Genomic DNA, 22,043 nt, shown 5'->3' on the forward strand with positions numbered 1-22,043 from the left:
CGGGCAGGATGCTCTGAACGCCTCAAAAAGCGGGTCTATAATTTCGCGGGACTTGATGCGTGTCCTCACAGGGGTGAGTGATGATGGATCGTCAGATCCAGCGCAGCTCAGGCAACAGTGATTGGTTTATTTGCTGCGGTATTCGGATCGATTCAATTCATTAATGATGGTCAGATATTTTTCGATCACAATACGCTCATCGAACTCTTGCTCCATCTTCACCCGGCCTTTAAGCCCCATTATCTGTCGCTGATCTTCGCTCATCATCAGCATTTTTTCCATTTTGTCAGCCAGGTCTTCCGCATTTCGAGGTTCGCAGAGGAGTCCCGTGACTCCATTTTCAACGGTGTCCCGGCATCCTATGCTATTGGTCGTGATAATGGGTTTGGCGGATGCGGCCGCTTCGAGCAGACTGCGCGGGGTGCCTTCTCTGTAATATGAGGGCAATACAATGCAATCCGCCGCTTCGATATAAGGTCTTACATCGTCCGTCTTTCCCAGATAATCAATTATCCCTTCTGATTGCCATTGCTCTATCTTGGCTTGTGGAATGGCGGCAGGGTTAGTGACATCGAGTTGTCCGAGCAATAAAAAGCGTACATTTTTATGTCTTTTTTTCAGGTGCCTTGCCGCATCAATATACTCGCCAACACCCTTTTCCCACAGTAAACGCGCCAACAGCAAAAAAGTTATGCAATCCGGGCTGGCAGAGGGTCCAGTCGCTCTTAAGGTGATTTTGAATCTTATAAGATCAACGCCCGAGCCAGGCACTAAAATCGCTTGCGATGGCTTGACTAGTTTATTTTCCAAAAAAAATTCCAAGTCATCCTTGTTCTGAAAAAAAACATAAGGAGCCTGGAGCATTGAAAGGCGGTAGAGCCATTTCACTAAGTGCGTCAGGGGTGAGGGTCGGATGAATATTCGGCCGAGACCTGAGATATTGGGAACGATGCGATTTTCTGCTAGCAGGGTCGCCAGTCCGGCATAAATATTCCCTTTTGGGGTATTGCTCAGGACAAGATCGATTCGCTCGCGGCGCAATAGAGAAGCCAAACGCAATAAAGAGTGAAGTTCTCTGAATGGATTGAGCCCGTTTGCTGAAACCTTAAATTCAAGGTGGCGAAACCCAGCGATCTCGTTTTTTTTTTCGTATCCGTCCCGGGGGCTGATTGCGATTACTTGGTGGTTATTGCTCTTGATGGCCTTCATCAGGCCCAGCCGGAAATTATATAGATACCAGCCGGTGTTGGAGAGGATAGCGATGCGCATGGAGCTAAATATTTTTTGCCGGTTTGGATTTGGCGATAATCCCAACCCTAAAACTAAGCTGGTCAGAAAATAATCGGAGATTGTATTCGCTGTCATTAATACTATTTTTCACAATACAGATCCTCAGGAAGTTTTGGGTTGCGCCAACCATGCCTGAAACATCAAAATATCCCACAGATGATAATGCCAGCGCCGCTGCCCAGACAGATGTTCGGCCCACATTTTTCGAATGGGTATGGGATCAAAAAAACCTTCTTCTCGCATCTTGTTTTCGCACAACAAATCCTCTCCCCATTCTCGTAGTGGTCCGCGCAGCCAGTGTTCGATAGGCACCCCGAAGCCCATTTTAGGCCGATCTACAAACTCAGGAGGGACATAGCGATACAGCACTTGGCGCAATAGCCATTTACCCTGCCCATTTCGATATTTGAGTTTGATCGGCACGCGCCAAGCAAATTCAACTACTCGATGATCGAGCAAAGGCACCCGTGCTTCCAGGCTCACAGCCATGCTTGCTCGATCTATCTTGGTCAGGATATCGTCAGGTAAATAAGTTAACATATCCAGATACATCATGCGCTCGCGCAGATCCGGAAGTTGTGGCAGGTCATCGGGATGACTGAGTAGGGTCTTTGGCTCGCAGGCATTCAATACGATTTGGTCAGGTTGTTTCCAATGGGAAACCAAATCATGGTAGAACGCTTCGCCACTGCGACTGGCAAGCACGTCCGCCAGTTTCGGCAATCGATCGGCCAGACTCGATATTTGCAAATGCAGAGGTAAATATCGCTGCATTCGATCCAGCGAATGACCCGGCAAATGCGCGATAATACAACTGGCAGTCTGCCGCAATCTTAAGGGCAGAACCCTCAGCTTTTTCCAGGCTTGATAGCCAAGCAAATATCGATTGTATCCGCAAAAAAGCTCATCTCCACCATCGCCAGACAGGCTAACTTTTACATATTTCCTGGCTAGTTCACTGACAAGGTAGGTTGGTATCTGTGATGAATCGGAAAAAGGTTCGTCGTAGATTGTCGCCAGCTTAGGTATGACCGCCATCGCCTCCTGCGATGTCACATAAAGCTCGGTGTGTTCAGTGCCAAGGTGTTTTGAAATTGCATTGGCATGCTGAGCTTCATTATAGGCTTTCTCATGAAAGCCAATTGAGAAGGTTTTGATTGGACGTTCGCTTTGGGCCTGCATTAACGCTGCCACAGTGGTGGAATCATATCCACCAGAAAGAAACGCCCCTAATGGGACATCTGCTGCCATCCGCCGCGCTACGGCATCGCGAAGCAGGACATCCAGCTCATTTGTCAATGCGATTGGATCATCACTTGCGCTGGAAACGCCTTGCTCTGCAACCCGCTTAAGATTCCAATAACATTGCGGCTCACTGATGACGCATCCATTTTCGCGGATAGAGACATAGTGTGCTGGAGCCAGTTTATAAATGCCTCGATAGATACTCCAGGGAGCTGGAAAATAATTGTGGCGCAGATAAAGGGTTAATGCATCACGATCAATATTTCCCTGCCAGTCCGGATGTGCATATAAAGCTTTGAGTTCAGAGCCAAATAGAAATGTATCCTGACAACGACCATAATATAGCGGCTTTTCGCCCATGCGATCTCGTGCTAAATAGAGGATGCGTTCGCGAGCATCCCACAGGGCAAACGCGAACATTCCGTTCAGTCGCGATAATGTACCGGTTATGCCCCAATGCCGCAGTGCGGCGAGCAGGGTTTCAGTGTCGGAATGACCACGCCAATTGAAGTGCCCACCTTCATGCGTTAAATCTTTGCGCAGATCCAGGTGGTTATAAATCTCACCATTAAAAGTCAAAACGTAATTGCCGCAAGGCGACAACATGGGTTGATGTCCGGCAGGAGAAAGATCAAGAATGGACAAACGTCGATGAGCAAGCGCAAGTCCTCGCGTTTCGTCAAGCCAGACACCCGCATCGTCCGGACCACGGGAGATCATTCGTTTAGCCATGTTTTCTGCAACAGCAGCGTTTGGTGGCTTTTTTTTGGACCAAAAACCGGTTATCCCGCACATGCCTTGATGCTCTTGGTAGAGTGAATCAGATTTTCATATAGATTTATATATTGATTAACAGTCGCTTCAAGAGAATATTTTTCGATAATTCTTTCCCTTGCCATCATTCCTGATGCCTGACGCTCTTCATCTGTTTTGTCCAGCATTTTTTTTAACTCAATAAATAAAGCCACATCATTTTTTGGGGGTATAATAAAACCGGTTTTTCCAATAATGACTTGGCTGTCTCCTACATTTGTGGCGAGGCAGCTTATTCCTGTCGACATAGCTTCTCCTAATACGTTTGGAAAAGCTTCTGACCAAGAACTTTGCACGAATATGTCCATCGTTCGCATCAGATCCGGTATATCGATTCTTTCGCCTAAAAAATGCAATCGCTTTTTTGATTGTTCAGGGAAAATGCTGGAAATAAGTTGATTTTCAGTTGTTATATCTTTACCGACCAGCAATACATGAACATCAGCATAATGATTAAGTATGGGAATGATGGCTCGCAAAAAAGTGGCATGGTCTTTCATTGGGTGAAAACGGGCGACATGCCCAATGACTCTAGCTTTTTCCGGAATATCCAGCGCCTTCCGGATGCGCAGGCCGCAGTCACGGTCTGGTCGGAATATTTTTGTGTCAAAGCCATTGAAAATAACGCTGCTGTTTTTGCTCGAAAAGCCAAAATCTGAATGCAATCTGCGTGATGTTTGACTATTGTAAAGAATCGTATCAATGTGATGTGAAAGCTGGCGATTTATGCGAATAACTTGTCTGGTGAGTGGTTTTTCATTTGCCATTCCATAAAGACTTTGGCGTATGTTAAAGATTATTTTTGGGTCATCTTTACAGATCTTTTTCGCTAGGTAAGCGATCAAATTTCCGTGATACATCCATCCCTGAATAATATTCGGTTGCAGGTCGCGCGTGATAGATCGAAGGCAGGCGAATGTTGATGGGTAAGACAGAATTTTTTTTATTCTCAAAGTATAAACGGGTATTCCTAACTGTCGAATAACCTCACCGTAAAATCCGTCATCACGGAGAGAAATGACAATGTTTTCAAAGCGATCTGAAAGCCCGTTTTTAAGCAAATTGAATAACGATTTTTCGGCCCCTCCTACAGATAGCCCGGTGATAATATGAAGAATTTTATTTTTCATTTTTTTCTATTTGCTTCATGCCTGGAAAGGGCGCCATGAGCAACAATAAAAGCGGATACAAGCATCATGGCCGGTTGTTCAAGATTGTTGTGTGTGAATAGTCCACTTATTGCCAAAATAATGACAAGAGGTTTGCCGAGGCCATGGGCTGAAAACCATAATGAGAAGATAAAAAAACCGTAAATGAAAAGCCCAATTATACCTCCTTCAGACATGAAAAGAAGATACATGTTGTGCGGACGACGTCGTTGCGCTTCAGTGTATCCAATGCCATGTCCAAATAATGGCGCTTCTGAAAAATCTTTGATGGAATGTTTTATAAGATTTTCACGGTCTTCATATGAGTCGCCTGACATTACTTTGCCACCGATTCCGAGTCGTGCCATTGTGTTTGGCGTGAGATAATGTTCAAATTTTGAGCCGGTAATCATTTTTCCAAAAAAGCCGCTAAAAAGAAAAGCTGATAGCATTAAAACAAGAAAAAAAGCAAATATTGATTTTACGTGAGTACGGGTTTTTAGCTCATTCTGTGACAGCATCCAGAAAAAGCCAACCAGCCAAAAAATCCATGCCGCACGACTGAATGTCAATAGTATGGCCAAACCGCAAAAGAGAACAAAAATCGTGCGTATTTTTTTTTTAAAAATCGGGATTCCGGCCACCATCATTAATGCTATCATTTGCCCTGAAATAGTTGGATTTTCGTAAAATCCGGCTGATCTGCCCGGAACTGCAGTAAAAATCGGATCGAAAAAATCCAAAATATTCAAAGGGATTGCAAGGATGGCGGCGAGTCCCATAACCCACATGCTTGCTCTAACGATTTTTAATGTCAGCGATACATGAATCGCGCAAATTGCGATAAGGAGAGCTTCAAAGTTAATGATTAAAGCGGGCAGCGCGATATCCGGGTATGGGGAGAAAATGACGTGAGTCACGAAATAAATGACATAAATTACAACCCAGAATTGAAAAAAAACAAATCTACGGTCTTTAGGTATATTAGGTGAAGATATGTTTATGATCGCGATAAATGCTGATATGGCGATAAAGGCAAGATAGTAATATAAAGGCTTCGGTCCTCCGTTTTTAAATAAAAAAAGATACGCGTAGCTTACTAAAAAAAAATAAATCAAAAGAAATAAAAAAGTCGTAATTCCCGTTTTTGGTTCACTTTGTAATGTATTTTTTTTAAGATGATTCATGTTTTGAACTTGGAAAAATTTATATTCCAAGAATTTCATCCCAGAGCGCGCCAATACGAGTGATGGCAAACCGTTCTTTGACTGAAGTGGCATGCCTTCCCATTTGTGCGCGCAAGATATCATCCGCCATTAGCTTTTTCAACGATTTCGCCAGCCCTTCTACCCCAGTTTCTGGAGGTACTAACAGTCCATCTATGTTATGCCGAATAATATCGCGGGGTCCGGTCTTGCAATCGAAACTCACAACAGGTAGGCCGTAGCTCATAGCTTCTAAAATTACATTCGGGAAGCCTTCAAAATTTGAACTCATCACATATAAATCCGAGCGGTTATACCAGTCGGCAATATTGCCTACGCAGCCTGGCAGCAATACTCGATCCATGAGTCCTGTTTCAGCGATGAGAAATTCAAGATGCGTTCGTTCCGAACCTTCGCCCAGAATGGTTAAATCCCAATGTGGAAAAATTAGCTCCAACTGGGAGAACGCGAGTATCAGATCGGCAAACTGCTTCTGTGGTTCCAGCCGTCCTACGGCTAAAAGTCGATAACGGATCGGATCTGGCAATGTTTCGGATTCTATTTGTTGGCCATTAGCAGGCAATGGGTAAAAAACTGGGTTAGCGATTATTTTTCCATTAGCTTTCGGACAGGTTTGATATAACCATTCCAGCCCCTGTTCCGTTTGCATCACAACTTTTCTTGCCGAAGGGTAAGTGATTTTTCTAAGCCAATCCCAATGCCAAGCGAGCGGCATTGCGGGTGGGTATATGCGTTCCGAAACTACGACTGGAATTCTTAAACCAAGAACGGCAAGCAATGTTGCTACATTCACCTGAGATAAAAATGAAATTACTACGTCTGGACATGTTGTGATGATAATTCGACGTAATGACAGAAAGCGACGTATTGCCTTGATTGCATTTTTCCCAGTTCCGCCTGATCGATCTGTTAGGTACTCCAGTTTAACGGCTTGGTGAAGAGGGTAAAAACATTCTCCGCGCATTGAAAAAGTCACTATAAGTGTCACTTTGTGACCTTGTTCGGCCCAACGATTGCATAGCAGAGCGGCGACCCGCTCCGCGCCGCCACTTTGCATCGAGCTAACCACAAAAGAAATCTTTTTCACTTGATTTGAGTGCAAAAAAGGTGCGTATGTAAAAAAATTGATTTTATAATAAAAACCGGCTTTATTTTAATGAGATACGAATCATATCTGATTTATAACGTAAAATTGCTAGCGGCCACATGACTGCTACCATGAAACGCGGAACAATGCCTCGTAAAGGCCATTTTTTTCCAGGTTGCGCGTCAGAAAGATATTGTCCAAAATAAGTGTAAGCAAAGGCTTCCTTTAAAATCGCTTTGCCATTATAGATAATGTAACGCCAGTGGTGCTCTAGAATTTCACGCGAAAATAGCGCACGTCCATCCGCGCGATTTTCAAAATTTAATAAACTGGCTGTTATGCTGTCTGGCTGAGGAGTGTAAACTCTGAGTGCAGTGTTGATGTATCGAGTTTTATATTTTCGTGCAATCTGAAACCAAACGACAGATTCTGGAACCAGACCCTGAACATTTGTGGGAAATGGAAACTCGCGCAATATATCTGTTCGCTGGAATCCCCATTTTTCACCTTTAATTCTGTGACGAAAATATGTCTCAAGTGAATTGCTATCAAATATGTCTGATGGAAATTGATCGCCAATGATGTTTCCGGAATCATCCATGCATAATGCGGTGACAGCGGAAAAATGTACTCGCTCATTATCGGGAATGCTGCGCCATGTGTGGTAAAAAATATTTAATGCGTTAGGTAATGCTTCGTCATCGCTGTCTAAAGTTAAAAATAATTCTCCATGCGCTTTTTTGACGGCAGAATTAAACGCAGCTTTTTTGTGAGCGTTTTCCTGCCAATAATATCGAATAGGTATCTGGTTTTCTTTCTGCCATTTTTGAATCAGTTTTTTTGTGCCATCAGTCGATCCGTCATCGATAATTAGCCACTCGAAATCACGAAATGTCTGGCGTTTAATACTTTCATAAACTCTGGGCAGGCTATATGCTCTATTGTAGGTTGGGGTAAATATGGTAAATTGATATGAATTGCTCATTGGATACTCCAGTTCGTTCTTTCCATAATTGCCGATTCGTCGCGATATGCGAGAAGATTGATGCAATTTGGAATTTTTCTATCTCGGGATATGATTTCTAGTGAAGAGTGGGATAAAAATTCGGCGATCTTGAATTTTTTTTCACTTAAAAAATCAAAGATTTCCGAAAATTCATATCCATATTTCTGAAAATGCGCATCCCATGCTTCAAAATAAATAAACGCTGTTTTGTCAAGTGTTTTTTTGGCTCCTTCCAGGACATATTTCTCAAATCCTTCAACATCTATTTTTAATATTGTCAGAGGCTCGTCAGGCAAAAGTGCGTCCAGAGTCACTAAAGGAACCGCAATCCCTTCTCCGTCAGTGACATTGTTTTGATCATCCGAATTTTGGTTGCTGAAATTAACCCAGCCTAACTGGTTGCCCACTGCCACTTGTGCAATGCGTATGTTTGAAAGTTTGTTCAGTAAAATATTTTGCCGTAAAAACCCTGCGGTGCATGGATGTGCTTCGAATGCGGTTACTTTTCCGCTGTCTCCAACAAGAGTAGCGGCTTCGATAGCCAGGTGCCCAATATTTGCTCCCACATCCACGTAAACATCTCCCTGTCTTAAAATCGCTTTCAGCACATCGCTGTCAGAATGACGATCGTTGGGGTCAAGCCAAAGAGACATTGCCAGAGATGCCGGGTGAAAGTGCAGTGTGTATCCCGTTCTGTGGATTTTAATGAATCGGCATAAGCCGGAATACCGTAAAAATCGCGACCATAAAAATCTTGCGGGCTGTTTTTGCTGTAAAATTTTTCTTAGCTTGCTCATTATTGATGCCATTGTTTGCTTCTTTCAAAGGATTTTGAAATATGCTGAAAAATTTTAGGGTGTTGTTATGCAGCCTTTTTTTGGCGATTAATGCAGTCCTGCAAAAAAACGAAAAATCCCGGTAAAACAGTGATGATCCATAAACAGCGGCCAGGCCAACTAAGTTTTTTTGCCTGAGCTAAAAAACCGTCTCCGACATGAAATGAAAAACGGGCATAATGTGTCCCCGAACGAATGAATTCGAGTGGGGCACGGTAGAGCCAGCGCAAATCATGATTGATTGTCATTTGGTGCCCTAATGCACAGGAAAGTGCATGACATGCAGGATCACTGCGGGTAAGCTGACTTCCAGGCGTTTCTTCCCTGTAATAAACTCTCACGACCTCATTGATAAATCGTGTCTTATACTCTCTGCTGATTGCGGACCAGATCACTCCTTCTGGAAAGAATTTTATGCCATAAACCTCCGGGAACGGGAATTTTTTTAACACCTCCGTGCGTTGAAACCCCCATTTTTCTCCTTTGATATGATATTTATACCGTATTTCAGATGAGTCACTATCAAGTGGCGAGCAGGGATAGGGGTCACCGATTAGTTTTCCTTGCTCATCGATGCATAGTCCGGTAATGGCAGAAAAACGACCACGCTGGTTGCTTTGAATTTTATCCCAAGCCTGTGCGAAAATTTCGAGCGCATTTGGCATTGCAGCATCATCTGAGTCAAGAGCTAAAAAAAACCTGCCCCGTGCAAGCTGTACTCCACGATTGAAAGCAATATGTTTTCCCTGATTTTCCTGAAATATGTAGTGGATTCCAAAATCCGCTTCTTTTGACCACGAGGCGACCAATTTTTGTGTTTCGTCGGTGCTTCCGTCATCAATGATTAACCACTCGAAATCGCGGAAAGTCTGGTTTTTGAGACTTTCATAAGCGCGATTCAGGGTGTGAGCACGATTGTAAGTCGGGGTAAATACGGTAAAGCAACATGAATGAGTCATCTCTGCCTCGGTTTTATATGGCATTCGATATGCTTGATGATGAAGATGTTTTTTGTTTTTTCGAGGTTGATTTTATATTTTATTTTGTTATAAATTTATTAGAACATGGATAGAGTCACGTCCTAGTCTGGCTTTGCATAGACTTCCGGATCTGAGCTTATTGGCGGCAAAGTTTATCGAACAATCGCTCCCATTTTTGCGAGACGGAATCTATTGAGAATCGTTCCCGCGCTTCAATTGCGCGCTCGGAGAATCGCTGGCGTAAATCGGCATCGTCCATGAATCGATCAAGTGCCTCTGTTAAAGCGGTGATATGGTCCGCCGGAACCAACAGGCCATCGACTTCATGGCGGATGATGTCGCGTGGGCCGGTCTTGCAATCAAAACTCACCACTGGTAAGCCATAAGTCAATGCCTCTGTCAGGGTATTGGGAAATCCCTCGAAGCGGGAGCTCATGACATACAGATCCGCAGATGCATACCACTGTCCGATATTTCCCGCCCGTCCGGGCATGAATACACGTTGCTGTAAATTCGCAGCGTCAATTTGTGCCTGCAAGACAGGACGCAATGGTCCTTCGCCTAGAATCACCAAGTCCCAGTGGGGATAGCGGTTGGCTAGATCTGCAAAGGCCGTGAGCAACCTGTCAAAGCCCTTTTGACAGTCCAATCGACCCACCGCTAAGAGTCGTTGTTGTCCTGTCACGCCAACCATTGTTGGATCCAGGTAAGGTGATTGTTCCGGCAACGGCCAGGGAGCGGCATTGGGAATAACCGGCACCTGTCGGGCGCGGGTTTGGTTTTTCAGCCAAGCCGCGCTCTCCTTGGTGAGCGCAGTCACGGCCACTAGGCGGCTGTAAAAATTGCGCCGCAATCCCTCCCAGACCCTGTTTAGAGGGAGCTGAGGAGGATGAATGTGTTCGGATCCGATGGCGCAGAGCGGCAAACCCCAGGCGGCGAGAGCCAGCAATACGTTAGTTGTGCTCATCAGGCTCAAGGCGATGTCAGGACAAACCTGACGTAACACCTGACGCAACGCCCGGATCCGGCGAAGATTGTTCCAGGTTGCACATAAAGCATGGGAACTGCTGCCGATTTGATTCAGCGTGATCCGCTGAATTGCCGGGTTCAGCTCATAGAAATCAATTTGCAGTGGTGCGAGTGTGACTATGGTGATAGTCCAGCCCTTACCGGCCCAATGGTTAGCCAGATTGGCGGCGACACGTTCCGCTCCGCCGCTGGAAAGAGAGCTAATAAAGATGAGAAGGTTCATGCGGACAGGGGTTTACAGCTGACCACATAAATGTATGGCGAAAAAAATTTGCTTGCGGGCAGGTTTTGGAATTTGCTTTCAAAATACCAAATTGCCTTGGACAAGCGACTCAAAAAAACATAAAATTGGTATGATTTTCCGCGCCTTTCATTAAAACAACTGGATAAGACGCCATAACCTGTAGAGCCAAGATAGCTTCCGGATAAAATTTCCATTCCTGCTTTTTGATGTCCGTCAAGAAGTGAATTAAGGTCGTGCGGGTTATGTCCGGCATAGATTTTTTTGTTGAAAATTCGCGTCAGATGGCCGATTGATCCTGACATGTTTGGGATTAATGTAAACATTGTTCCCCCATCTTTCAGATATTTTTTTATTTCCAGCAGGGTTTGGGATAAATCTGAAAAATGTTCAACCACACCAAAACTCAGAACGACATCAAATTTTCCCTGAATTTCAGGGTTGTTCATGAACATGTCCTGGTGATAGATGTCGATGTTTGCTGTTGTTCCGGCCGCAGCAATCCGCAGTCCTAGTTTTTCGCAGCCGGTTTTTGAATAATCGAGTCCGGCAAACCGGCTGTCTTGATATTTTTTTGCGAAATACGGGAGCCATTGGGAGTTGCCTGCGCCTATTTCCAGAACTGTTGTTTTTTCCAGTCCGATTTTTTCTATTTTCTCAGCGATGGCGGCAGCCAAATAATTGCGCCAGTCAAATGCCAGCTCTTCAAATTCATCGGGGGACTGGTATGTTTGTTCCCACATCTCGTGATTTGTGAGGTGTTTCATATTTTATCGATGCCTCAGAAAAAATAAAAAGAAGAACAAATTTGCAGCATAAACCAGGGTCCATGAAAGGGCGATTCCGGCGATGCCAAAAAGCGGGACGAGAGTCATATTGGAAAATATTTTGCACGCAAGTCCGATGACTCCTGAATAAAAAAGCAATATATAGCGGCGCTGGCTTGAGATATAGGAAACCAACACCAGGGCGGCGAAATAGAACGGCACCTGTGCGAGGCCGTAGCGCAGAACGCTTGTTACTGCCTGGGTGTCCTGCTCTGTAAAGGCGCCGCGCTCGAACAGCAGTGTGACCATCCAGGGTGCCAGCCACCAGCCGATCAGGAGCATGGCCACGCCGAGTAAAAAAAGAAATCTTACCCAATGCATGGCGGTGCGCCATCCCTGATCATCACCCCGCGCCAGGGATCGGGAGAATACCGGCAATGTCGCGCGTCCGACAGCGGTTGCGCCCAAACCAAGAATCAGCGCCAAGATGCGGTTGGCGTAACTCAGTGTCGCAATGGCGCCGGTTTCAAGATGGGCGGCGAAAAACTGATCGATGATCCCGGTCAGGCCCATCAGTATCTGGCCGGCCAGCATGATTCCGAATCCCTGCCAGAACAGTCGCCATTGTGGTGATCGGTGGTTCCAGCGTGGCATTTCGATCTCTCCACGCCGCGCCAGCTGCCAAGCCAATCCCGTCAGATGCAAGGCGAATCCGGCCAACGTTCCCCATACCAGGGGTTCCGCTCCGCCAGCAGGCAATGTCAGCAGCGCCAACACCAGCACCAGCGCCGGAAGGCCTTCCAACAGGGTATTGACATGCTGTCCGGCTGACAGTGTCCAGGCCGACAGGAGGCTGATCAAGACCCCCATTGGCAGGAGAGCCACCAGCCAGGGCAGCATCCCGGTTGCAAGCGCCAGGGTTGCCGGAGGCAGTCCGGTCCAATGCGTTTGCAGCAGAACCCATATTGCCAGACCGAAGAGCAGCGCCAGACCCAAGCCAAGCAGCAGCGTCAGACCAAGCAGTTCGGAACGAAAGGGGGACAACTCATCCGGTGCATCCTGGCGTATCTGTGCTGCCAGCGGCACCAAGACCACAGTCAAGACGCTAAACCAGATTCCGACAGGCCAACTGATAAGATTCAGGACAAAAAGATAAGCATCGACCTCTGCGCCGAGGCCATAACGGTAGGCGACCATCATCTCCTTGACAGCCCCGGCCAACTTGCCCAGAAACACGAATAACGCGACCCAGGCCATCCCCTGAGCGATTGCATGATGATCGGGGTGCGACTGACGCACCCGCGAGACGGTGGACGAAAACCAGTTCAATGCAACATCCGGCCGGAGTACTGCCGGCAAGGTGAGTGAATGACACGCTGCGCAGGGTTGGCATGTCTGAAAGAGAAATGTGGTTATTGCAATGCTTTATTTCTCTCGAAGACGCGCGGATGGTTCGGGAATCATTTTGTTTTTCGCCATAATGTAGTAATCCTTTACCAGGTCATTGAGGTATTCTTCAATATTGGTGTAGCCATTATTGCTTTTTTCCAATGCGGAATCGTTGACTGTCGGATCCGTCCCATATGCTTTTTCCCATTCGTCTGGCATGCCGTCACGGTCAGTGTCCGTTGGTGGCTTACCAGCGGGCAGGTTGGGCCATCCGCCGACATCTTTGGGGTCCGCGATGATTTTTCCCGTATTGTTTTTGAGTTGATTGATGATTCTGTTGTCAACATCGTCTCGATAAGGGAAAACCGCACCGACCTTGGTCAGCATCTGATCAGCCAGTGTTGCGGACGGAATTTCTGAAATCGGATGTTGTGAGCCTGACCATCGTTCGGTTTTTTTAAATGTTTCCGGTGCGGGTGTCTTCATGTAGGACTGTCCGTCCGAGAGTATTCCAACTGAATTCCAGTCGGGTTCATCGGCAGATTTGCGGCGCGGACCGATATTGTCCTTCACAAACACAGAAGCTGCCGAGATGTTTTTTTCGCTTATCATGATTTCATAGCGATTATCAACATAGTTGGGGCCGGGTATAAACAGGTTTCCTATAATGTTGATTCTGATTTGAGTGTTGGCCTGGCCGCCCTGAAATCCGATTGCTCCATGAGCCCAGTTGTAAATGATATTGTTGGATAACTCAAAATTTGCGGCATCAGGCGCCAGCAAATTGATCTCCGGATTTCTTTGAATATTGTTGGCGAAAAAATTATGGTGCACGGAGATGTTTGTGGGCTGATCGCCTAAAATTGGTCCTTTTCCCCATGGCGCGCCAGATGAAAGGTCGGCTAACCCTTCGCTAAGCATTGACCATTGAATGGTGATGTTTTCGGCTTGATACCAGACGTCGAAAAGCTCATCGGTCGCCCAGCTAATTGAACAATGATCAATAATGACATTATGAACTTTTTCGGTTTCGTTCGAAATCGAAATGCTGTCGTCACAACATTCTACTTTGTTTGGTTTTCCTCGTCTGACCCGGATGAATCGCACGACGATGTCGTGTGTTGCAATGTTGATCGCCGGGCCATTTGCGGTATCCGCCATCCTTAAAGTGATTCCACCCCCGGGCGCCGACTGACCGGCTATCGTGACAAAAGGCTTGTTGATCACAATTGGACTTTGCAGGGTGATGGTGCCACCCACTTCAAACACAATGATTCTGGGGCCATCCAGAGTCAATGCCTCGCGCAGACTGCCAGGGCCGGCGTCATTCAGATTACTGACAAATAAAACCTTTCCTCCGCGTCCGCCAATTGCGCCTGCTCCATAACCTTCGGCGCCTGGGAAGGCAGGTACTGCCGCATAGGTGTGAAATGCCATTGAAGAAAATAATGAGGCAACAACAACTATTACTCCTCGACGAATAGCGGAAAGGCCAATAAAGCTGTGATGACGAGTCATATTGATGCCTCATTGAAGATTCGGATGTCTTTGGGCGATACAGAATCAGGCTTCTGCTTTTTATTGGCCGGAGTGTTTTTTCATCAAGCGACATGAGCCGGATTGGTCGCTTTGTAGGGCATATGTATCTGTGTGATGGGTATTTGAATGATTATGGCAGACGATCTGTTGATTTGGAGGCTATTTCTGTGAAATGTGACGCCCATTCCATCACGTCGCGAACAGGGCCGTCACTTGTGCTGGAAGATCAACTTTGTCGGGCGGACCCTCTACTGTGATCCCCCTTCCCCCAAACGCTCCAGCCGACTCCGCGCGAGCCGTGCCTCGGTGCTTTTGGGATAGCTTGAAATCACCTTCTCCAGCGATTCGCGCGCCTGATCGTAGGCTTTCTGGTCGTATTGAATGTAACCGATTTTCAGCATGGCGCCCGGTACTTTGGGGCTGCTCGGGGTGAGTTTGATCAGGCGGTCGAACTCGGCGAGTGCGGCGGGGTAGTTGCGCTGCACATAGTAGGTTTCGGCCAGCCAGTAGCGGGCGTTGTCAGTGAATTCGCCTTGGGGATAGCGTTGCAGCAGATTGTTGAAGGCGTCTTTGGCTTGATCGTACTGGCGCTCTTTGAGCAGGGCGAAGGCCGCGCTGTAGGCGTCGCGCTCGCTGCCGCCGGTGGTTTCGGGCGCGGGCAGCGAGGGAATGCCAATGGGGCCGGATGTGTCGGGCGCGGCACCGGATGCATCAGGCTGGGCGGGCGCTGGCGGGGTGTCGAGCCCGCCGCCGCTGGCATCGACCATTCCCGGCGGTAGAGTCGGCTGGGCGTTGCCGATGATGGCCGAGCCATCGGGCTGGGTCGCCGGGGCGGCGGGGCGGCTGGCACCGAGCCGGGAGTCGATATCGAGATACTGGTCGCGCTGCTGACGCTGGAGTTTTTCGATCTCAATCTTTTGGGTTTCGAGCATGCCGCGCAGTGCCTGCACCTCGGTTTGCAGTTGCTGCATCTGTAACATCAGATTGGAGCCACTTTGATTTTCCAGGATGCGCTCGATGCGTCCGATCCGTCCGTCGAGCGTCAGATCCTGCGCAACGACAGCGGGCGAGAGGACGGCGGCCAGCGTGCCGGCCAGGATGGTCAAGTTCAAACGGGGTGCGTGTGGCATAACGGGAACTCACTCAGTATTGGATGACGACGCGACGGTTCAGACGCCAGGATGGTTCACCGTGTCCCGGATCGGCGGGGCGCTCTTCACCATAACTCAGGGTGGCGATCTGCTCCGGGCGCACCCCATCGGCGATCATGACCCGGCGTACCGCTTCAGCACGCTGATCGCCGAGGGCCAGATTGAATTCGCGGGTGCCACGTTCGTCGGTATGACCTTCCAGCGTGACCTTGGTGCCGGCCTTGCTGCCCAGATACGCAGCGTGGGTGCGCATCACCACAACATATTCAGGCTTGATCTCGGACGAATCGTAGTCGAAATAGATGGTCCGTTTGTAGAGCGCATTGGTCGGATCTTCCCAGGGGCCGGCATAGGTGGGCCGGGTCGATTCGAGCCCGGCGGTGCTGGTCTGGCTGCCGGGGAGTGACCCGATGGTGGCGTTTGCATTGGCCTGCGGGGCATCCGGCGGTGTGCTTGCGCAGCCGGCAGCGGTCAATCCGGCGCACAGGATCGCCAGCAGAGGAAAAAGTTTGGATGGAAATCGGGGCATGATGCCAGCTCCTTACTGCATGAAAGGTGACCAGGCCGGTTCACGGACCTGACCCGAATCCTGCGACAGCCGCTGATTGCCGCCACCGGCGACCGATGCCGCCGCCAGCACCCCGCGACCGCCATGAATGGTCGCATAGATGACCATGCTGCCGTTCGGGGCGAAACTCGGCGACTCGTCGAGATTGCCGCTGCTCAACAGCCGGGTCAGACGACGCTCCAGATCGAGCACCCCGATGCGGAATTCACCATTGATCCGCGTCACCATCGCAATCGAACGGCCATCCGGGGCATAGGAGGCGCGGGCGTTGTAATCGCCCTCGACACTGATGCGCTCGGCGGGTCCGCCGCTGGCCGGCATGCGATAAATCTGCGGGCTGCCGCCACGGTTGGAGGTGAAGATCAGGTGCTGTCCGTCAGGCGACCAGGACGGCTCGGTGTCGATGGCGAAATGGTCGGTCACCCGGCTCAACTGGCGGCTGGTGAGATCCAGCACATAGATGTCCGGGCTGCCGTCTTTCGAGAGGGTCATCGCGAGCCGCCGTCCGTCTGGTGAAAAGGCCGGCGAGCCGTTGATGCCGGGGTAGCTGGCGACCAGATCTCGCCGTCCGCTGCCGAGTTCCTGCACATAGATGGCGGCGCGCCGGTTCTCGAAGGAGACATAGGCGATGCGCCGACCGTCGGGTGACCAGGCCGGCGACATGATGGGCTCGCTGGACGAGACGATGGTCTGAGGCTGATCGCCATCCGAGTCCGAGACGCGCAGCGTGACCGTCTGGCTGTCGCCGCTGCCACTGGAGGTCACATAGGCGATGCGGGTCGCTGCCACGCCGCGCTGGCCGGTGAGCTTTTCGTAGATGAGGTCGGCGATACGATGGGCGGTGTGGCGCATGCCGCTCTTGCTGCTGACGAGGGTTTCACTGGTGAGTTCTTCGCCGCGAAAGACATCGTAGAGACTGAAACTGACCCGGAAGCCGGTGCCGTCGGGTTCGATCTGGCCGATGACCAGATTGTTCATGCCGAGCAGGCTCCAGTCGCGAAAATCGACCGCCTCGCGACTGGTCGGCATGTCCAGCATGTCGCGGGTCGGCATCGGCTTAAATTTGCCGGTGCGGGCCAGATCGGCGCTGACCACGGACGCCACATCGACCGGCGGGATGAGTCCTTCAGAGACGCCGAAGGGGACGATGGCGATGGGCTGGGCGGCTTCGATGCCGCCGGTGATTTCGATATTGAGACGTGGGGCGGCGATGGCGGTGCCAGTCCCGGTCAGGGCCAGAACGACGGCAAGAAGGCTGAACAGCAGACGCTGATGTCGGCTCATGATCGGATGTCCCTGCTTCAAGGCGTAAAGGTTAGATCGAGTTCACGAAAGCTTTCAAATGCTGGGCCGGATGGCACCGGTAGCGGTGAGGCGTTGTAAACAGCGGCGAGCACGGACTGGTCGAATGAAGGGTTGCCGCTGGATTTGACCACACGCACGCTGTTTGGCACCACGTCACCGCCTGGAATCAGGCGGATCGAGACGAGGGTCATCAGACTCTGATCCGTCGCGGGCGGACGCACCCAGAATTGACGCACCCGGTCGCGGATGACCGGGATGTAGCGATCTGTCTCACGCGCGAGCTGTTCCGATGCCAGTGCAGACAGCAGGTCTTCCTCCCGCGCCCGTTGCGCCTCCTCGGCGGCCTGCTGGCGCTCGATCTGCTCGGCGCGGGTGCGTGCTTCCTGCTCGCGGCGTTGCTGGGCGACCTCTTCAGCCAGCCGTCGCTCTTCCTCTTCAGCCAGTCGCTCGGCTTCCCGCGCAATCCGTTGCTGACGTTCGGCCTCAGCCTGCCGCTGTCGTTCCAGTTCGGCCTGACGCTCGCGCTCGGCCTCCTGACGCAGTCGCTCACGCTCGGATGCCATCTGTCTCGCCGCTTCTTCCGCCCGCCGCTGCTCGGCCTGCGCCTGCGCGCGTGCGATCTCGGCTTGACGCTGCTCTTCGGCCTGTCGGCGCGCCAGCTCTGCGGCCTGCTGGCGGGCCGCTTCTTCGGCACGGCGCTGTTCGGCCTGCGCCTGGGCGCGCGCGATTTCGGCCTGACGCTGTTCTTCAGCCTGTCGGCGCGCCAGCTCGGCGGCCTGCTGGCGGGCGGCTTCTTCGGCGCGGCGCTGTTCGGCCTGAGCCTGGGCGCGTGCGATCTCTGCCTGACGCTGCTCTTCGGCCTGTCGGCGCGCCAGCTCGGCGGCCTGCTGGCGGGCAAGGGCGGCGGCCTGATGTCTGGCTTCTGCTTCAGCGGCGCGGCGTGCTTCCTCTGCCTGTCGTCGGGAGGCTTCCGCCTGACGTTGCGCCTCCTGTTCGGCCTGGAGACGGGCCGCTTGCTGCGCCTGCAACTCGGCCTGACGCTGGGCCTCACGTTGAGCCGCCTCCTGCGCACGCTGCGCGGCCATCTCAGCTTCGCGGCGGGCGGCCTCCTGCTGCGCCTGACGCTGGGCTGCCAGTTCCGCCTCGCGTTGCGCCTGCATTTCAAGCTGCGCCGCCTGCTCGGCCTCGCGACGGGCCTGCTCCTGTGCCTGACGCTCGGCCTCCAATGCGGCCTGACGGGCGGCTTCCGCCGCGCGCTGTTCGGCCTGTTGATCCGCCTCGCGGGCCGCCTGAGCGACGCCCTCATCCGCGACGGGTTGACGGTCGGCCGGGTGCCCGGTCTGCGCGGACTGGATGTCGGCCACCATGGATTCCAGCGCCCGATCCATGACGATGCTGGCCTGCACGACCTTGGGCTTGCTGCCGGCGCTGAGTGTCGGTTTCGTGAAATGGGCGCTCACGAAAAACAGCAGTCCGAAGATCAGATGCAGCCCCAGCGACCAGTAAAAGGCGTGAGGATTGCGCCGCAGGATCTGCCACATGATTTAAACCGCGTCCAGCATGGTGTGCATTGTTGTTGCGTTCCGGATCTGGTGACGAAGCTGCGCTTCGTCACCCGCGAGATGAAGCTCCGCTTCACGAATCCGGAAGGGCGCTCGGATCGATCCAGGCGAAGGCTCGACGACGCCGTCTCGTGAAGCGGAGCTTCATCGCTGAGGTCACGAAGCCGGAGCTTCGTGACCAGAAAATCGTTGTCGTTGTCGTAATCGAGGATTCGCAAGCCGATGACGATTACGACAACGAACGGCTTCGGGATTTCTAAGGTGCTGCACTAAGGCTCACGACGCCCCGGCGGAACTGTGACTAAACCAACCTCAGGTGCTCCGGCTGCTTGGGCGATGACCATCGCCCTAACGACTGTGCCGTAGTCCACGCTGTTATCCGCTTTCACCAAGATTGGCGTATCGGGTTTGTAGTCGAGCACGATCCGAATTCGTTCGTAAAGCTCTCGTTCGGACACGAGTAAGTCTTTATCTTTGCCTACATCAATGCGGTAACCACGGGCACTATCAACGATGACCACGACAGCATCTTCGGTTGGCCCCGTGATCGCACCGGCCTTTTCCTGCGGCAGATTGACCTTAACCCCCGAGGTGATGAGCGGCGCCGTCACCATGAAGATGACCAGCAGCACCAGCATCACGTCGATATAGGGCACGACATTGATCTCGGCCATGAGCCGGCGGCGGTTGCGTCTGTGCGAGTGCTTGACCATGAATCTTGATCCCGGAGCGGTCAGCCACGCCCCTGGCGCTGGAGCAGGGTCGAGAATTCTTCCATGAACTCCTCGTAGCGATTGTTGAGCCGTTCGACCTGATTGGAATACCGGTTATAGGCGATGACCGCCGGAATGGCGGCAAAGAGGCCAATCGCGGTGGCGATCAGCGCCTCCGAGATGCCGGGCGCGACCAGCGCGAGCGTCGCCTGTTCGACGTTGCCGAGCGCATGGAACGACTGCATGATGCCCCAGACGGTGCCGAACAGACCGACATAGGGGCTGGTCGAGCCGACCGTGGCGAGAAAGGCGAGGTTGGTTTCCAGCCGATCCATCTCGCGGCTCAGGGCCACCCGCATCGAGCGCTCGGTCCCTTGCAGGATGGCCATCATGTCGTTGTCTTCGATCTTGCGCATGCGGACATATTCCTTGAACCCGGCGCGAAAGATCGATGCCAGTCCCTGGTCGTCCTGACTCAGCTCCCGGTAGAGTTCGCTCAGGTCGCCGCCGGACCAGAAGCGTTCCTCGAAGTCATTGGCCGTCCGGCGCGCCTTGGACAGGGTGCGGGCGCGATCCAGGATCATGGTCCAGGAAATGACGGACGCCGCCAGCAGCACCAGCAGCACCAGTTGCACAACGAGGCTGGCGTGCAGGATCAGATTGAAGAGCGAGAGATCGGGCGTCATGCGCGTGACTCCATGGGCGCGGACGCCAGGCGCCCGATTGCAGACAGAAGCGAGGCCGGCATGCGCCGGGGCCGGAAGGTCTCCGCATGGAGACAGGCGACTTTCACGCTCCCTTGACAGCAGATCACGCCATCCGTTGCGCGGATGATGCGTTGCGCGAAATCCAGTGAGGCGCCGCCGACCTGATCGAGACTGGAGCGAACGGTCAGCCGGTCGTTGAAGCGCGCTGGCGCCAGATACTCGATCTCCACGCGGCGCACGGTAAAGATGATCCCTTCGCGTTGTCGCAGGTCGTCCTGTTCATAGCCCAGCGCGCGCAGCCATTCGGTGCGCCCCCGTTCCATGAAACGCAGATAATTGGCGTAAAAGACCACGCCGCCAGCGTCCGTGTCCTCGTAATAGACACGCACCGGCCAGTCGAAGGTCGTCCGGGAATCGTCACTGGATGTGGGCATGCGGTCGGGCAGTCGGATGGACTTGCTCAAAAGGCTGAGAGTGTAGCCGAAACGGCCCGCTCGGACATCCCGCTCAGATAGTCCCGCGCTGTGGCGGCATCCAACTGGATCTGTCGTTTGAGCGCGTCGAGCGACTCGAAGCGTTGCTCATCGCGCAGCTTGAGCCTGAATTCGACCTCCAGATGTCGTCCGTAGATCTGCTGGTCGAAGTCGAACAGATGGACCTCAAGCCGGCAGCCTTGGCCGTCAACCGTGGGGCGGGCGCCGATGTTGGCGACGCCGGGGCGCGGTTCTGCACCCAAACCATTCACCATCACGGCATAGACGCCGAGCAGGGGACTGACGCGGCGGTGCAGATCGATGTTGGCAGTGGGAAAGCCGATGGCCCGTCCGCGCCGATCACCGTGGGCAACGCGGCCTTCCATCCGGTAGGGTCGTCCAAGCAGTGACTGCGCCTGTTCAAAATCGCCACAGGCCAGCGCCTCGCGCACCCGCGTGCTGCTGACACGCGCCTCGTCGTGGGTGATGGTGTGCAGGTTTTCGACCGCGAAGCCCGCGCCGGTCTGCGCGGCGGCTTCGCCCATCGACCGCAGCAGCGCATAGTCGCCCGCGCGTCCGCGACCGAAGCGGAAGTCGTCCCCAACCAGCAGAAAACGCACACCGAGACCGTCGAGCAGCAGGCGTTGCACGAAGCCCCGCGCGTCCATCGCTGCGAGCCGGGGACTGAATTCCAGCAGCATCACCTGCTCGATGCCGTCGTCGCGGATGGCCCTCAGCTTTTCGCGCAGCCGGGTCAGCCGCGCCGGCGCGGCATCCGGGGCGAAGAACTCCATTGGCTGGGGCTCGAAGGTGATGACGGTCGCCGGCAGACCCAGCGCCCTGCCGTGCGCCAGCAGGCGCTGGAAGACGCTGCGATGGCCCAGATGGACGCCATCGAAGTTGCCGATGGTGGCGACACAGCCCCGGTCGGCAGGTCGCAGATTATGCAAGCCTCGGATCAGCCGCAT

General features: G+C 51.9%; 20 protein-coding genes. All 20 read right to left on the bottom strand.

The features are described from left to right. Nucleotides 1–126 precede the first annotated feature (126 nt). The 20 genes from EDC35_RS05525 to ribF all read right to left on the bottom strand — a co-directional run bounded on the left by EDC35_RS05525 (nt 127) and on the right by ribF (nt 22,043). The gene (locus EDC35_RS05525) at nt 127–1,365 is read right to left on the bottom strand and encodes a glycosyltransferase family 4 protein (protein WP_132976216.1); all 1,239 of its coding nucleotides are present in this window, start codon (nt 1,363–1,365) and stop codon (nt 127–129) included. Nucleotides 1,366–1,392: 27 nt separating this feature from the next. Next, entirely contained in the window at nt 1,393–3,330 is a 1,938-nt protein-coding gene (gene asnB, locus EDC35_RS05530; RefSeq protein WP_132976217.1) for an asparagine synthase (glutamine-hydrolyzing), read from the bottom strand. Further along, on the bottom strand, nt 3,318–4,478 hold the full coding sequence (locus EDC35_RS05535; RefSeq protein ID WP_132976218.1) for a glycosyltransferase: 1,161 nt from the start codon (nt 4,476–4,478) through the stop codon (nt 3,318–3,320). Before EDC35_RS05535 ends, asnB begins: the two co-directional genes overlap by 13 nt. Beyond that, on the bottom strand, nt 4,475–5,722 hold the full coding sequence (locus tag EDC35_RS05540; protein ID WP_165903356.1) for an O-antigen ligase family protein: 1,248 nt from the start codon (nt 5,720–5,722) through the stop codon (nt 4,475–4,477). The genes EDC35_RS05535 and EDC35_RS05540 overlap by 4 nt, the downstream gene beginning before the upstream one ends. Continuing rightward, a complete protein-coding gene (locus tag EDC35_RS05545; protein WP_132976220.1) occupies nt 5,703–6,809 on the bottom strand; it encodes a glycosyltransferase family 4 protein in 1,107 nt (368 codons plus the stop codon). Before EDC35_RS05545 ends, EDC35_RS05540 begins: the two co-directional genes overlap by 20 nt. A 61-nt stretch (nt 6,810–6,870) precedes the next feature. Further along, complete coding sequence (locus EDC35_RS05550) at nt 6,871–7,794, bottom strand: glycosyltransferase family 2 protein (protein ID WP_132976221.1); 924 nt, start codon at nt 7,792–7,794, stop codon at nt 6,871–6,873. Next, nucleotides 7,791–8,468: an FkbM family methyltransferase gene (locus EDC35_RS05555; RefSeq protein ID WP_165903357.1), complete on the bottom strand. Its 678-nt coding sequence runs from the start codon at nt 8,466–8,468 to the stop codon at nt 7,791–7,793. Before EDC35_RS05555 ends, EDC35_RS05550 begins: the two co-directional genes overlap by 4 nt. A 209-nt stretch (nt 8,469–8,677) precedes the next feature. Beyond that, nucleotides 8,678–9,634, bottom strand: coding sequence for a glycosyltransferase family 2 protein (locus tag EDC35_RS05560; protein ID WP_132976223.1), 957 nt, complete (start codon nt 9,632–9,634; stop codon nt 8,678–8,680). Nucleotides 9,635–9,767: 133 nt separating this feature from the next. Beyond that, on the bottom strand, nt 9,768–10,883 hold the full coding sequence (locus EDC35_RS05565) for a glycosyltransferase family 4 protein (protein WP_132976224.1): 1,116 nt from the start codon (nt 10,881–10,883) through the stop codon (nt 9,768–9,770). After that, a complete protein-coding gene (locus EDC35_RS05570) occupies nt 10,880–11,668 on the bottom strand; it encodes an SAM-dependent methyltransferase (RefSeq protein ID WP_132976225.1) in 789 nt (262 codons plus the stop codon). Before EDC35_RS05570 ends, EDC35_RS05565 begins: the two co-directional genes overlap by 4 nt. Before the next feature lie 3 nt (nt 11,669–11,671). Next, on the bottom strand, nt 11,672–12,997 hold the full coding sequence (gene murJ, locus EDC35_RS05575) for a murein biosynthesis integral membrane protein MurJ (protein WP_132976226.1): 1,326 nt from the start codon (nt 12,995–12,997) through the stop codon (nt 11,672–11,674). A 96-nt stretch (nt 12,998–13,093) separates the two neighbouring features. Beyond that, the gene (locus tag EDC35_RS05580) at nt 13,094–14,575 is read right to left on the bottom strand and encodes a hypothetical protein (RefSeq protein WP_132976227.1); all 1,482 of its coding nucleotides are present in this window, start codon (nt 14,573–14,575) and stop codon (nt 13,094–13,096) included. A 269-nt stretch (nt 14,576–14,844) separates the two neighbouring features. Beyond that, the gene (gene ybgF / locus EDC35_RS05585) at nt 14,845–15,726 is read right to left on the bottom strand and encodes a tol-pal system protein YbgF (RefSeq protein ID WP_132976228.1); all 882 of its coding nucleotides are present in this window, start codon (nt 15,724–15,726) and stop codon (nt 14,845–14,847) included. A 13-nt stretch (nt 15,727–15,739) separates the two neighbouring features. Then, on the bottom strand, nt 15,740–16,276 hold the full coding sequence (gene pal, locus EDC35_RS05590) for a peptidoglycan-associated lipoprotein Pal (protein WP_132976229.1): 537 nt from the start codon (nt 16,274–16,276) through the stop codon (nt 15,740–15,742). A gap of 12 nt (nt 16,277–16,288) precedes the next feature. Continuing rightward, nucleotides 16,289–17,599, bottom strand: a complete 1,311-nt coding sequence (gene tolB, locus EDC35_RS05595; RefSeq protein WP_132976230.1) for a Tol-Pal system beta propeller repeat protein TolB — start codon at nt 17,597–17,599, stop codon at nt 16,289–16,291. A 17-nt stretch (nt 17,600–17,616) separates the two neighbouring features. Next, complete coding sequence (gene tolA, locus EDC35_RS05600) at nt 17,617–19,161, bottom strand: cell envelope integrity protein TolA (protein WP_132976231.1); 1,545 nt, start codon at nt 19,159–19,161, stop codon at nt 17,617–17,619. 290 nt (nt 19,162–19,451) lie between these two features. Next, nucleotides 19,452–19,895 (bottom strand): ExbD/TolR family protein, encoded by a 444-nt coding sequence (locus tag EDC35_RS05605; RefSeq protein WP_132976232.1) that lies wholly within the window; start codon nt 19,893–19,895, stop codon nt 19,452–19,454. Nucleotides 19,896–19,915: 20 nt separating this feature from the next. Then, nucleotides 19,916–20,581, bottom strand: coding sequence for a protein TolQ (gene tolQ, locus EDC35_RS05610; protein ID WP_132976233.1), 666 nt, complete (start codon nt 20,579–20,581; stop codon nt 19,916–19,918). Further along, nucleotides 20,578–21,036 (bottom strand): tol-pal system-associated acyl-CoA thioesterase, encoded by a 459-nt coding sequence (gene ybgC / locus EDC35_RS05615; protein ID WP_132976234.1) that lies wholly within the window; start codon nt 21,034–21,036, stop codon nt 20,578–20,580. The genes tolQ and ybgC overlap by 4 nt, the downstream gene beginning before the upstream one ends. A gap of 26 nt (nt 21,037–21,062) precedes the next feature. Next, on the bottom strand, nt 21,063–22,043 hold the full coding sequence (ribF, locus tag EDC35_RS05620; RefSeq protein WP_132976235.1) for a bifunctional riboflavin kinase/FAD synthetase: 981 nt from the start codon (nt 22,041–22,043) through the stop codon (nt 21,063–21,065).

Origin of the sequence: Thiobaca trueperi, from assembly GCF_004342175.1 — a bacterium.
In the GTDB taxonomy this organism is placed as follows: domain Bacteria; phylum Pseudomonadota; class Gammaproteobacteria; order Chromatiales; family Chromatiaceae; genus Thiobaca; species Thiobaca trueperi.

Bases quoted from the DNA above. Each gene is read 5' to 3' on its own strand.
- EDC35_RS05525 (WP_132976216.1), bottom strand. From the start codon at position 1,365: ATGACAGCGAATACAATCTCCGATTATTTTCTGACCAGCTTAGTTTTA.
- asnB (WP_132976217.1), bottom strand. From the start codon at position 3,330: ATGTGCGGGATAACCGGTTTTTGGTCCAAAAAAAAGCCACCAAACGCT.
- EDC35_RS05535 (WP_132976218.1), bottom strand. From the start codon at position 4,478: ATGAAAAATAAAATTCTTCATATTATCACCGGGCTATCTGTAGGAGGG.
- EDC35_RS05540 (WP_165903356.1), bottom strand. From the start codon at position 5,722: ATGAAATTCTTGGAATATAAATTTTTCCAAGTTCAAAACATGAATCAT.
- EDC35_RS05550 (WP_132976221.1), bottom strand. From the start codon at position 7,794: ATGAGCAATTCATATCAATTTACCATATTTACCCCAACCTACAATAGA.
- EDC35_RS05555 (WP_165903357.1), bottom strand. From the start codon at position 8,468: ATGTCTCTTTGGCTTGACCCCAACGATCGTCATTCTGACAGCGATGTG.
- EDC35_RS05560 (WP_132976223.1), bottom strand. From the start codon at position 9,634: ATGCCATATAAAACCGAGGCAGAGATGACTCATTCATGTTGCTTTACC.
- EDC35_RS05565 (WP_132976224.1), bottom strand. From the start codon at position 10,883: ATGAACCTTCTCATCTTTATTAGCTCTCTTTCCAGCGGCGGAGCGGAA.
- EDC35_RS05570 (WP_132976225.1), bottom strand. From the start codon at position 11,668: ATGAAACACCTCACAAATCACGAGATGTGGGAACAAACATACCAGTCC.
- EDC35_RS05580 (WP_132976227.1), bottom strand. From the start codon at position 14,575: ATGACTCGTCATCACAGCTTTATTGGCCTTTCCGCTATTCGTCGAGGA.
- ybgF (WP_132976228.1), bottom strand. From the start codon at position 15,726: ATGCCACACGCACCCCGTTTGAACTTGACCATCCTGGCCGGCACGCTG.
- pal (WP_132976229.1), bottom strand. From the start codon at position 16,276: ATGCCCCGATTTCCATCCAAACTTTTTCCTCTGCTGGCGATCCTGTGC.
- tolB (WP_132976230.1), bottom strand. From the start codon at position 17,599: ATGAGCCGACATCAGCGTCTGCTGTTCAGCCTTCTTGCCGTCGTTCTG.
- tolA (WP_132976231.1), bottom strand. From the start codon at position 19,161: ATGTGGCAGATCCTGCGGCGCAATCCTCACGCCTTTTACTGGTCGCTG.
- EDC35_RS05605 (WP_132976232.1), bottom strand. From the start codon at position 19,895: ATGGTCAAGCACTCGCACAGACGCAACCGCCGCCGGCTCATGGCCGAG.
- tolQ (WP_132976233.1), bottom strand. From the start codon at position 20,581: ATGACGCCCGATCTCTCGCTCTTCAATCTGATCCTGCACGCCAGCCTC.
- ybgC (WP_132976234.1), bottom strand. From the start codon at position 21,036: ATGCCCACATCCAGTGACGATTCCCGGACGACCTTCGACTGGCCGGTG.
- ribF (WP_132976235.1), bottom strand. From the start codon at position 22,043: ATGCGGCTGATCCGAGGCTTGCATAATCTGCGACCTGCCGACCGGGGC.